This is a genomic window from Clostridium sp. HBUAS56010 (assembly GCF_007115105.1).
Classification (GTDB): domain Bacteria; phylum Bacillota; class Clostridia; order Lachnospirales; family Lachnospiraceae; genus Lacrimispora.
In genome coordinates this window covers 234,002-245,405 of record NZ_SULJ01000006.1, presented here as the reverse complement: position 1 = coordinate 245,405, position 11,404 = coordinate 234,002, and the positions used below count along the sequence as shown (strand labels likewise).

Genomic DNA, 11,404 nt, shown 5'->3' with positions numbered 1-11,404 from the left:
GATAATATTGAATTATCCAACAATCAATTCATACAAAATCAGAGGCAACCTTGTTACCAGGGTTGCCTCTGATTTTATATGAATTTTAGGGTATTTCTAGGGTGCTTCTGTGTTAAAATGTTTTTTTGTTTTGCCATTGTAACATGAGTATATATTTCTGTAACGTTAATAGAACTGTGCCCTAAGATTTCTTGTATATATCGAATATCAACATCTTCCTCTAAGAGATATGTTGCAAAAGAGTGACGAAACATGTGTGGTGTGATATGCAATCTGATTGATGCAAGATGTGCGTATTTATTTATCATATTTCTTACTGATTGTTCTGAAAGCCGATTGTGAATACGGTTTATAAAAAAATACTCTGAGTTATCAATTTCTTCTTTGAAATTTTTGTAATAATCTTTTAATGCAATTATAACGTCTTGATTTCCGATCTGAATTCGTCGCTCTTTTGAACCTTTTCCATAAATTAAAATGTTATTTTCTATAAAGTCAATATTTGTAACTCTTAAAGAACATAATTCTGATATTCTTATGCCTGTAGCAAATAGAAGTTCAATTACTGCAATATCACGTAAGATGTATTTTCTTTGCAAGGTAGTAGATGTGTATTCCTTTTGTTTATATAATGTGGAAAGAAAATCTTCAATGGTGTGTAACGGAATAATTTTGGGTAATGTAACGGGAGAACGGAATTGTATTCGTAATTTGTTAAACGGGTTTATTTCAATAATATTTTTGTACTCTAAATAATGAAAAAATGCTTTTAAGGTAGCAATTTTTCTTCTTACTGTTCTGGGTTTGAAAGATTGATGAAGAGAAGTTATATATTCTTCAATGGAATCTGGTTTTATAGAAACAAAAGAATTATTTGATTGTGATACTGCAAATTGTGTTAAATCAATTTTGTAAGCTTTGATAGTTTTGCTATCAAGCCTTTTTTGGTTTTTGCAAAAAACAAGATAATTTAAGATAAGAGGATTCAATTTATTCATGTCATTTTGTACTCCTTTTTCTTTCTATTTTAGCAAATATTCAGGCGTTGGAAAAAATACTTTGTTAAAATAACAAATCTATGTCTTTAATAAAAAAGAATAAGAAACCTTCTAAGTTTAGTGAAGCGGAGTGACATATGCTGCAAAGGTATATACAGATTTTTGCAGACTCAAATGAAGAAGAATAGCAAGGGAAGCAATGGCTGATAGGCCGTTGCTTCCCTGATTTTTTACTCATACCCCCCTGTTACAGACACTTGCGTGTCCAATTTTGGAACTAAATGTGTCTAATTTTGGAATTTATATTATACGAAAGTAATTTCTCTGTATAATTATAGTGCCTTGTTTTCGCAGAAATCCTGTAGGGGAGGGAATGCAGTATTTTACACTATGAGTATGAAGGGCAGAAAAAAGGAGGAACCGCATGGAACATATAGATGAAATTATTTTAGAACTCAAAAGGGAACTGAAGAAAAAGGAGCATGTTGACGTTTATACAGGAATGTATGTGAATGGAGATTTCATTGATTTTGAACGGAATTTTTTGTTTGAGGATCGAATCAGTGTTATGCTTCCAGTCGATTTTGTTGAGATGGATCTGGTTACGGCAAGGCAAAAATATCCGGCTGAGAACAGACCTGAATTCATTAGTACCAGTCAGGATACAACCATTAATTTTACTTTTAAATATACAGAACTACCAATTTCAGAAGCACAGCTTATTCCGTCTGCACGTCAATTAAGAATGGCAATTCAGCGTTTAAATCCATCCAATATATTTTATGAATCAGATTCCATACAGGGTGAAAATGGTTCCATCATCTGGTTTGATTACAAAAGTTATGCTCTTGATGATGCCATGTATAACTTTATTTATCTGGCAGAAATAGATGGAATGCTCTTTCAGGGAGGTTTTAATTGTTCATTTGGAATTCATAAAGAATGGAAAAATGTTGCCATTCAGGTTGTTAAATCCATTAAGGACCGGAGAAAGGAGCAGGAAAATGAAAGCAAATAGAATAAAGGTGGAACCGTTTCACTTTGTTAATATATTGTCATATAGTGGAGTAAAACAGGTAAATTCTCATGGAAGTGTCCTGTTATCCGGACTTATCCGGTCGGAAGATCGAGAAAAATATTTGTCATTGCTGGGTCAGGATACCTGGGTTACCGTTACAGTGTCCGATGAGGAAGAAAGCAGGATTGTTTTTTGCGGAATCATCACAGATGCCAGTCTGGATCAAAATGGGGAAAGCAGTATCTTATCCCTGGAATTAAAAAATGGAACGTATCGGTTGGAAGGTGTAAGGCATATCCGTTCGTTTCAGAAAGAAGCATTGACTTATAAAGATGTGATAAAAAACATTTTAAAACCGTATGAAAAAAGCAATATGATTATGACTTCCTCAGATCAGCAATGTGGATTTATGCTGCAATATGGAGAATCGGATTGGGAGTTTTTAAAACGTGTTGCCAGTTGTATGAAGACGGTGTTGATTCCAGATTCCGTGACAGGAGGTGTGAAATTCTTCTGTGGAGTGCCAAACAGGGGAGCTGCAGGGGAGATTCATACAAAAACATATCAAGTAAAAAAGTCTTTAAGGGAATATGCTTCAAAAAAGAAAAATGGTTTATCTCAACTCACCGAAGAGGATGCCTGCTATTATGTTTTAAAACTGCGGGATATTTATGATTTAGGGGATGAAATCGTTTTAAATGGGATGAGTATGAATGTTTTTAAAATGTATAGTGAGTTAGAGGGAGCGGAATTGTGTCATACCTATTACTTAAAGAGTAAGAGGGGATTTTCCGTTACAAAGGCATACAATGAGTCTTTAACCGGTGTTTCCCTGACAGGGAAAGTGGTCGGTGTTCAGGGAACTCAGATAAAAGTAAAATTGGATGAGGATGAGAATGAAACAGGGGGTGGAGAACGCTGGTTTGATTATTCCACTCCATATTCCTCTCAGGCAGGAGCAGGATTTTATTGCATGCCGGAACAAGGAGATACCATACGTCTTTACTGTCCTACCCGGGATGAGAAAACGGCTTATGCAAACAGCTCTGTCCACAGGGAAGTACAAAAGAATCCCGAAGTCAAAACATTCATGAATAAAGAAGGAAAACAGATTATATTAGCTCCCAATTACATCAGACTTACCAACAATAATGGAATGACTCTGGAATTAAATGATCAATCCGGGATAAAAGTGGAAAGTCAGGGTGCTGTATCAATGAGTGCCTCTGATCATATTGATATTTCCAGCAAGAACGGAGGAATCACACTGTCTGCAAAAAACAAGGTGCTGCTAAAGCAGGGAGATACACTTTTAAATCTTGCAGGAGATATTTCGTTAAAAGGGGCTAAGGTAAATATAAATTAAGGAGACAAGGGTGGACAGAACAACAACAATTTCTTTAAAGGGACAGATTATATTATCGGAACGTTATGAGCGCAGCTTAAAAAAGATAATGGATAAGTATAAAGAAACAAAAGTGAAACTGGATCAGGAGTATTTAAAGGTGTGGCAGGAATTGTTAAAAAAGGCAAAGATCCTGCAGTGTGCAAAAGAAAAGGGAGAAGTGGGGTATTTTGTTATATCTCTGCTTCATAGCAGTGTTCTTACAAAAACTTATGATTTTCGATTTGATCTATACGACAAAGACTTTTATCTGGATAAGACTGAGATCTGTGCGTATTGGTCTCCGTGTTTATTTTTTGAATCAATAGAGGACGATATTGTAAGTTTTTCCCATGTAATTAAAGGAAATATGGTACAGGTTACAAACAGTGAGCTGGAGGAATTTAGAGTGGAGTATGCTTATCGGTTTATCAAAATGGCTTTTTCCTACTTTTGTGAAAGCTCTGGGCAGATATTTCATTTAAAAGAATATGAAGAAGTTAAAAAAGGGGAGGAAGTACGTGTACTTTTTGGAACTTATCTGGGAAATACACAGATAATAGCAACTTCCAGGGAGAATGCCACATGAGATATTTTCTATTGGAAACAAATCCTGCATACAAACATACTCCCAACGTGAAAGAGTGGTTTAAAAAGATAGATGTAAGAAAAATTAAAAGAGAAAACCACAGTCTATTTTCGGAAACGGAACTTTTATTTATAGAAGAAAGTAAAAGAACAATCTTTATAGATATAATCACATTTCCTTTTCTAATGGTTTCAGATGTAGTTCATAAGGTAATTAATTTTTATGAACCAGATACCATTTTTAAAAAAATTGTATTACTGGATCGGGTACATAGAAAAAAGGCACTTTATTATATGCCTTTTTTGGAACATGTGGAATGTCTGGATTGCACCAGTGAATTGAATCTGGATAAAAGTGTCATAAGGCATTGTGTGTTGAGGCGTCCTGATATTAAGGATAAAGCCATTTTTCATATCAAAGGGGTAGGGAAGCAGTACACAGTGGTAAGGCTGGATTTGGCAGAGAGCCTCTTTCGAAGGCGGGCAAAAGGAATAGGACTTAAGATGATTGAAGTTATAGATGAGCAGAGGTGAATGATGGATGAATATTTAGTAAGAGGAGCACTTCTTTGCTGTGACTGTGGGAGTCACAAAAGAAAAATGAATTTATTAAAGAGCCATGGAGCTGTAGTAGGAGCAAATGAACCTATGGTGCATGCAAAGGATAATCTGATAGAGGAAAATATCACATTTTTTGGTGTTTGCAGCGGAGGGAATCCTCCGGCAGGAGAAGACGTATATTTTCAAAAGGAAGGAACTTTTGATGAAAACGGGAATCGAAAAACCGTTGGTTTTGGGGTAGTAACCGGTCCTCCATGTATTCCTGACATTATTGGGGAGTGGGAGATTCCCTATGAAGCGACTCTTATTGCGGATGAAGAAGATCCAGAAGGTGTGCCTTCCATTACAATGAAGTCTTTTCTGGTTTGCAACCATGGTGGAATTATAAAACCTGTCGTATCGGGACAAATCAAAAAGCTGCCAGAGTTGAGTGAAGTGGAAAAGGATTGGTCTGCATTTAAACTGGAAACTGTGGATGTATTGTCCAAAATAGATGCAGTGGTAGAAGGGACAATTGATTATCATAAGAAAAAGGCAGTAGAGCAATTATCTTCCAGTCTTGTTGTGAAGACAGTACAGGGGCTTATCCCGTGACTTTTTAATAATGTGAATAGGGAGGTTATCAATGGCACAAAGGAAATCAGCAGGAGAATCTGCCACATACACAATGAGCAATGAATTTTCGGCAGATAGTGCTGTGAAGATTATTTATGGAACAGAATATGATATTTTTAGCAAGTTTGATGACGCTCCAGGGCAGATCAATATCTTTGAAACATCGGAAGAGTTATTTGACTGGACAGGAGGTTTAGCAAAAAGCTGTCAGGGAATTGTAGTTGATATGGGCAATCTCGGAGTTGATACAATAGTCTTAGTTGTAGCAGCATTGCCCTGTACCTTTGTCAGAGCCCAAAGTGGCAGGTTTCACGGTTCCAAAAGGGATGTGGTGACTCAGGCTATTGCAGCTGTTGTAGATGATCGGACAATTACTGGCAAGAGGTTGGGAAAAATAGGAAAACATTATGATGAGTTGCGGAAACATGATAGTGAGTTTGTCTCTATTATAAGTGAACACATTGACCTTTCCTCTTGGCTTTCTTCAGGTGAAAAGGTAAGAAAAACATTTATGGGAGAGGTGATGGGAGATGCGGCAAAATACATAGAAGAAAATCAGGGGAAAACCATTCTGGCTGAGGGAATAGAAAAGGGGCTGGATATAGGTGGCTTTAAGTATGTGGAATATGGGGACGGACGCCCTTCTGTTTTTGAATCAACCATTGACCCAATGGTGCAGATGGGAGGGGGATTTTCGGACTGGATTGATTCTATAGGGACTGTGGCTGGTATGGATATTGATGAGCAGATTGTTGTATTTCAAGAAAGTGGGTATGAATACCGGGTAGAGCTATGGAAAGGGAGTTATGGGCTTGGAGGAACCACTGGGGCTGAGATTGGGTTGTATCGAAGGGATATAGATGAAACCGGGGATAAACCATATATTAATAATGAAAAAAACTATGATATTCTCTATCGGGTTGTTCCTGAAAGTAGATACTGCAAAATGTCATATACGCTATATGATACAGAAAGAAACCAGGAGGTTTTTTCCCGCGATACAACAGATGATTCCCAAGAGGGAGATAAAGGATGGTGGCCTCTCACTATGCGGGCTGGATATGTATCGGATAAAGAAGATTTAGTTATGAAAGATGTTACGATTGAGTTTTGGAATAAAGATGCAGCTAAAAATTTTGTAAAGGAGTTTCAAATAAATAATCATGTAGAAATAGAGAGGAAGGGTAATGTAGTAAAATATTCCTGGGGAGAAGAGATGGAGGATTAATAAATGAAAAAAAAGATTATTATATGCGTGGGAATGGGACTGTTAATATGTTTATCTGGTTGTTCCTATCATAAATATCGCTCACAGATAGAAAAAGATTCTCCCACTTCGGTTTCTTATGAAGACTGGCAGTTACTGGCCGCCATGTCCCAAGGAAGTTCCAGTCTGGAGCGAGCAAGGGAAGCCATTGACGCGGGAGCTGAAATAAATTCTTATGAAAAAGGACAGGTGGAAATATATGACCATCCCCGTAGTAAAGATCGTATTTTACTCCTTACTCCATTGCGTATTGCTCTAAAAAACGGAGCGGTGGGTGTCTTTGAGGAATTAATTAAGAGAGGTGCAGATGTTAATATTAAGGAAGCGGACGGTAAAACCCCACTCATGTGTGTTGCATCCAACTCTGGTTTAAAACAGATTACAATGTTAGTAGAGGCAGGGGCAGATGTGACGTATGAAAATAGTAAAGGTTTAGATGCTTTGGATTATGCCGCTTCTTCTTCTCATAAAGGAACTGATGTTCTGGAATATTTGTTAGAGCATGGGGGGAGAGTGGATGGGAAGACAGTTAACCGGGCAGCAGAGGTTCGCATTCCGGATTTTCGAAAGGTAGAATATCTAATAGAGCAATGTGAAAAGAATGGAGAAGATTGGTCTATAGATGGAAAATACCGCCTTCATTATCTTGCAGCATTGGGGACTGCAGAAGAACTGGAAGAGACAATAACGAGGAAGAAAAATATTGATTGGAATGAAACCAATCAGGGCTATGACTCTCTTTTAATGGAAGCCGCTTCTATGGGAAATCTGGATACCATGAGTTATCTTTTACGCTCTGGAGCAGATATCCAGTTTGTTTCACAGGAACAGAAAACTGCGTTAATCAGGGCAGTGGAAAACAACCAATATGAAGCTGTGGCATTATTAATGGATTCAGGATATGAGTTTTTGCCTTATGATGATGAGAACCCTTATGATAATGAACTGGATCCGGCGGCTGAAAATGGTGATGTTGAGATGATGAAAAAGTTGTTTGCTTATGGATTTGAATTAAAAGAAGGTTCTTTAAACCAGGCGTTAAGCAGGGCGGGGGAAAGTGGATATTTAGAAGCAGTTGATTTACTGATAGAAGAAGCATATAAACACGGATTAAAGCCAGATTTTGATTCTGGAGATGCCTTTGATGGAGCGATTCGTAACGGTGATATTAAAACAGTGGAATATTTATTGGAAAAGTATCATGTGGATATTAATTATCTGGAAGCAATTGGATTTCGCTTCGCAATTGAAAAAAATGATATGGAAATGGCAAAATGTCTTATAGCCCATGGAGTAGAAATAAATCCCAAGGACCCTGAACAGAGTACTCCGCTGGTTACTGCCATTGATTGGGGAGGTCTTGAGATGGTGGAATTATTGGTAGAGTCAGGAGCAGACATAGAACAACCAGTACGAAATAGGAAGATGACTCCGGCAATGATTGCGTCTACGAAAAGTAATAGAATACTAAAGTATCTGGTTGAAAAAGGAGTAGATATCAATAAGCAATCTGCTAGGGGAGATACCTGTTTATCCAGAGCTGTGGAAAGTGGAAAAAGAGAAAATGTGGAGTATCTGCTATCAATTGGTGCTGATACGACCATTAAATCAAAGGATGGAAAAACGGCTTATCAAAAGGCAAAAGAAAGTCCAGATAAAGAGATTGTAAACATATTTAAAAAATATGGAAAAACCAGATAGTGGAGAACACTGGAAAGAAAATCAATATGAAAAAAAGAATTATTATAAGTGTAGTTTTAGGAATTTCAGTTTTTTTATCCGGCTGTTCTTACATAAAATATCAGTCACGGGTGGAAGAAGATACAAATCCCACCCTCTCCTATGAGGACTGGCAGTTTCTTGCAGCTATTGGAACTGGAAGTTCCAGCCTGGAGAGAGCAAGGGAAGCTATTGCCGCAGGAGCCCAAATAAATATTTATGAAAAAAATCAGGTGGAGATATATGATCAGCCTCATAGTAAAGACCGTATCGCTCTCTTAACTCCTTTTCGAATTGCACTAAAAGGCGGTGCATGGAACATCTTTGAGGAATTAATTAAAAGTGGAGCGGATGTTAATATTGAAGAGGAGGATGGTAGAACGCCTCTCATGTATATCGCTTCCAGAGGTCGAGAGTTGAAGTGGATTAAAATGTTGGTGGAAGCAGGAGCAGATGTAACGTATAAAAACAGTAATGGTTTAGATGCGCTGGATTATGCTGCTTCTTCCACGTACAGAGGAACTGATATTCTGGAGTATTTGATTGAGCATGGAGCCAAGGCAGATGCAGAAACAGTCAGTCTGGCAGCGGAAGCCTATACCCCTGATTATCGTAAAGTGGAGTTTCTAATAAAGGAATGTGAAAAGAATGGAGAAGATTGGTCCATAGATGGAAAATACCGCATTCATTATCTTGCAGCATTAGGAACTGCAGAAAAACTGGAAGAAGCAATAAAAAGGAAGGAAAATATCGATTGGAATGAAAAAAATCAGGGATATGACTCTCTTTTAATGGAAGCATCTTCTATGGGAAATCTGGATACCATGAGTTATCTTTTACGTTCCGGAGCAGATGTTCAATTTGTTTCGCAGGAACATAATACTGCATTGACCAGAGCGGTGGAAAACAGCCAGTATGAAGCTGTGGGGTTATTAATGGATTCAGGATATGAGTTTTTGCCTTATGATGAGAAAAAGTTATTTGAAAATCAACTGAAACCAGCAGCCGAAAATGGTGATGTTGAGATGATGAAAAAGCTATTTTCCTATGGTTTTCACTTAGAGCAAGGTTCATTGTCTCAAGCACTGAAGAGAGCATGTGAGAGTGGAAATTTGGAAGCAATTGATTTATTAGTGGAAGAAGGAAATAAGTTGGGATTAAAGTCGGATTTTTATTCAGGAGGAGCTTTCGATGGAGCGATTCGTAATGGTGATATCAAAACAGTGGAATATCTATTGGAAAAGTATGATGTGGATATTAATTATCTGGAAGCAACCGGTTTTTGTTTTGCAATTGAAGATAATGACATGGAAATGGCAAAATGTTTTATAGCCCATGGAGTACAAATAAATCCCAAGGATCCAGAACAGGATACTCCGCTAGTCACTGCCATTGATTGGGGAGGACTTGAGATGGTGGAATTATTGGTAGAGTCAGGAGCAGATATAGAGCAGCCGGTATGGGACAGTAAAACGACACCGGCAATGATTGCTTCTGCGAAAAGTCATAGAATCTTAAAATATCTGGTTGAAAAGGGAGCGGATATTAATAAACAATCTCCGGATGGTGATACCTGTTTATCCTGGGCAGTGGAAGGTGGGAAAAGAGAAAATGTAGAGTATCTGTTGTCAATTGGAGCGGATACAACCATTGCAACAAGAGATGGAAAAACGGCTTATCAAAAGGCAAAAGAAAGTCCAGATAAAGAGATTGTAAAGATATTTAAAAAATATGGAAAAACCAGATAGTAGAAAATACGGAAAAGCAAATTGATCAGAGAGAAAGGATAAAGAATGAACCCTTTGAATCTTGTAATTCGGATTAGTGGTGAGTGGAGTTTTCTGGTTATTCATAAGTTGAGCATTCATCGTTCAACCAATCAGCATGGCAGACTGGAGATAAGAGGAATCATAGATTCCCAGGTAGAGGTAGAAGAAAAATGTTTTTATGGAACAGCAATTGAACTGGTTATGTTATTAGAAAAAAAAGAAAAATTGATATTCAAAGGTGTGGTACAGGAAATTGAAGTATTTCATAATGGTAAATATAAAGAGATGGAGCTCTTGGCATTGACCGGAACCTGTCTGTTGGATGAAGAGAAAAAAAGCAGATCATTCCAAGAAGTGGGTATGACTTATGGTGAAGTTATAAAAACACTTATTAAGGACATTCCTGACAGTGCGGTTATCTGTACAGAGGGAAAAGAAAGAATTGGAAGACCTTTGATTCAATACGAAGAAACTGATTGGGAATTCATCGGGCGTCTGGCTAGTTTGGCAGAAACAGCGGTTATTCCGGAAGTAAAATCTGGTTTACCAAAGTTCTGGTTTGGAATGCGAAAAGGAGCACTACCGTTAGAACTGCCAGATTTTACTGGAAAAGCAGTAATACATAACCAGTATAAGAAGACCGGGTGCAATCAGAAACATAACATCAGTTATGTGTTTTTGGGAGAACCAGGGATGGAAATTGGTGACAAGGTGATAATAGAGGGCTGTGAATGGATTATTTATCAGATTGATGGAGAATTAAGTGCAGGAGAATTTCTATTTAAATATTGGGTTGGAAAAGGAAAGCCTGGGATACAGGAAAAGATTCATAAGGATGTTCGTTCTGGAATGTCATTAAAAGGCAGAGTGGAAAAAACTGAAAAAGAAAAGGTTACTATTAAATTAGAGATTGATGGGAAAGGGGGACAGGGAGCATATGGCTATGAGTACAGACCAATTACAGGCCAGGTTCTGTACGGGATGCCAGAGAAGGGAACTGAAGTTTCTTTGCAGTATTTAACTGCAGATGAACGGGGAGCTGTGATTTCAGACAATGCTGGCTGTCATTCAGACAGTATTACGACAAAAGACAGTTCCCACAAACGCTTTGAAACAGACTGTAATAAAAATTTGTTTCTTTTCCCTTCTGCCATGGGATTGTCAAGTGCAGATCAAAACGGGAGAATGTCTAAAGTTACAATGGCAGACCGAGATGGCATGCTGATAGACAGCAGCAGGAATATAACCATTGCGGCGGATGGTCCGGTTACCATAAAAGCAGCAAACATACAAGTTCATGCTCCCTGTTCCATCGACATCATACAAACAGGAACGTAACAGGCAGGTAATTTTAGAAGCGGGACAGACTAAGACTTTTCCAGTCATAATCTGTCCCGCTTCACATATATTGAGGTAAAAGGAGGGATTGTCCTGAGTCCTATAGTCCATCCTGAAAAAGGTACCTGTTAAAACCGGTAAAAAGGT

The 11,404-nt window shown here is 37.8% G+C and carries 10 protein-coding genes; 9 read left to right on the top strand and 1 reads right to left on the bottom strand.

Annotated elements, in window-relative coordinates; all coding sequences use genetic code 11:
- Window positions 1-74: 74 nt before the first annotated feature.
- A complete protein-coding gene (locus FAY33_RS11860) occupies window positions 75-998 on the bottom strand; it encodes a tyrosine-type recombinase/integrase (protein ID WP_143321430.1) in 924 nt (307 codons plus the stop codon).
- Between the two features lie 424 nt (window positions 999-1,422).
- Between FAY33_RS11860 and FAY33_RS19480 the strand changes: the two genes are divergently transcribed.
- From FAY33_RS19480 to FAY33_RS11820, 9 genes are read left to right on the top strand one after another with little or no spacing between them, the layout of a single operon-like run.
- Window positions 1,423-2,016, top strand: coding sequence for a hypothetical protein (locus tag FAY33_RS19480; protein ID WP_185967600.1), 594 nt, complete (start codon window positions 1,423-1,425; stop codon window positions 2,014-2,016).
- Window positions 2,003-3,382 (top strand): contractile injection system protein, VgrG/Pvc8 family, encoded by a 1,380-nt coding sequence (locus tag FAY33_RS11855; RefSeq protein WP_185967599.1) that lies wholly within the window; start codon window positions 2,003-2,005, stop codon window positions 3,380-3,382. Before FAY33_RS19480 ends, FAY33_RS11855 begins: the two co-directional genes overlap by 14 nt.
- Before the next feature lie 10 nt (window positions 3,383-3,392).
- The gene (locus FAY33_RS11850) at window positions 3,393-3,989 is read left to right on the top strand and encodes a hypothetical protein (protein ID WP_143321428.1); all 597 of its coding nucleotides are present in this window, start codon (window positions 3,393-3,395) and stop codon (window positions 3,987-3,989) included.
- Window positions 3,986-4,522: a hypothetical protein gene (locus tag FAY33_RS11845; RefSeq protein ID WP_143321427.1), complete on the top strand. Its 537-nt coding sequence runs from the start codon at window positions 3,986-3,988 to the stop codon at window positions 4,520-4,522. Before FAY33_RS11850 ends, FAY33_RS11845 begins: the two co-directional genes overlap by 4 nt.
- Window positions 4,523-5,143: a DUF4280 domain-containing protein gene (locus FAY33_RS11840; RefSeq protein ID WP_143321426.1), complete on the top strand. Its 621-nt coding sequence runs from the start codon at window positions 4,523-4,525 to the stop codon at window positions 5,141-5,143.
- Between the two features lie 31 nt (window positions 5,144-5,174).
- Window positions 5,175-6,392 (top strand): DUF4474 domain-containing protein, encoded by a 1,218-nt coding sequence (locus FAY33_RS11835; RefSeq protein ID WP_143321425.1) that lies wholly within the window; start codon window positions 5,175-5,177, stop codon window positions 6,390-6,392.
- A gap of 3 nt (window positions 6,393-6,395) precedes the next feature.
- Window positions 6,396-8,132 carry an ankyrin repeat domain-containing protein gene (locus FAY33_RS11830; RefSeq protein ID WP_143321424.1) on the top strand — a complete coding sequence of 579 codons (1,737 nt, stop codon included), beginning with the start codon at window positions 6,396-6,398 and terminating at the stop codon, window positions 8,130-8,132.
- Between the two features lie 26 nt (window positions 8,133-8,158).
- A complete protein-coding gene (locus FAY33_RS11825; protein WP_143321423.1) occupies window positions 8,159-9,898 on the top strand; it encodes an ankyrin repeat domain-containing protein in 1,740 nt (579 codons plus the stop codon).
- 45 nt (window positions 9,899-9,943) lie between these two features.
- Entirely contained in the window at window positions 9,944-11,257 is a 1,314-nt protein-coding gene (locus FAY33_RS11820) for a hypothetical protein (protein WP_143321422.1), read from the top strand.
- Window positions 11,258-11,404 lie beyond the last annotated feature (147 nt).

What these genes read in the sequence shown, in the direction of transcription:
- FAY33_RS11860 (WP_143321430.1), bottom strand. Translation starts at nt 998, where the DNA reads ATGAATAAATTGAATCCTCTTATCTTAAATTATCTTGTTTTTTGCAAA.
- FAY33_RS19480 (WP_185967600.1), top strand. Translation starts at nt 1,423, where the DNA reads ATGGAACATATAGATGAAATTATTTTAGAACTCAAAAGGGAACTGAAG.
- FAY33_RS11855 (WP_185967599.1), top strand. Translation starts at nt 2,003, where the DNA reads ATGAAAGCAAATAGAATAAAGGTGGAACCGTTTCACTTTGTTAATATA.
- FAY33_RS11845 (WP_143321427.1), top strand. Translation starts at nt 3,986, where the DNA reads ATGAGATATTTTCTATTGGAAACAAATCCTGCATACAAACATACTCCC.
- FAY33_RS11840 (WP_143321426.1), top strand. Translation starts at nt 4,523, where the DNA reads ATGATGGATGAATATTTAGTAAGAGGAGCACTTCTTTGCTGTGACTGT.
- FAY33_RS11835 (WP_143321425.1), top strand. Translation starts at nt 5,175, where the DNA reads ATGGCACAAAGGAAATCAGCAGGAGAATCTGCCACATACACAATGAGC.
- FAY33_RS11830 (WP_143321424.1), top strand. Translation starts at nt 6,396, where the DNA reads ATGAAAAAAAAGATTATTATATGCGTGGGAATGGGACTGTTAATATGT.
- FAY33_RS11825 (WP_143321423.1), top strand. Translation starts at nt 8,159, where the DNA reads ATGAAAAAAAGAATTATTATAAGTGTAGTTTTAGGAATTTCAGTTTTT.
- FAY33_RS11820 (WP_143321422.1), top strand. Translation starts at nt 9,944, where the DNA reads ATGAACCCTTTGAATCTTGTAATTCGGATTAGTGGTGAGTGGAGTTTT.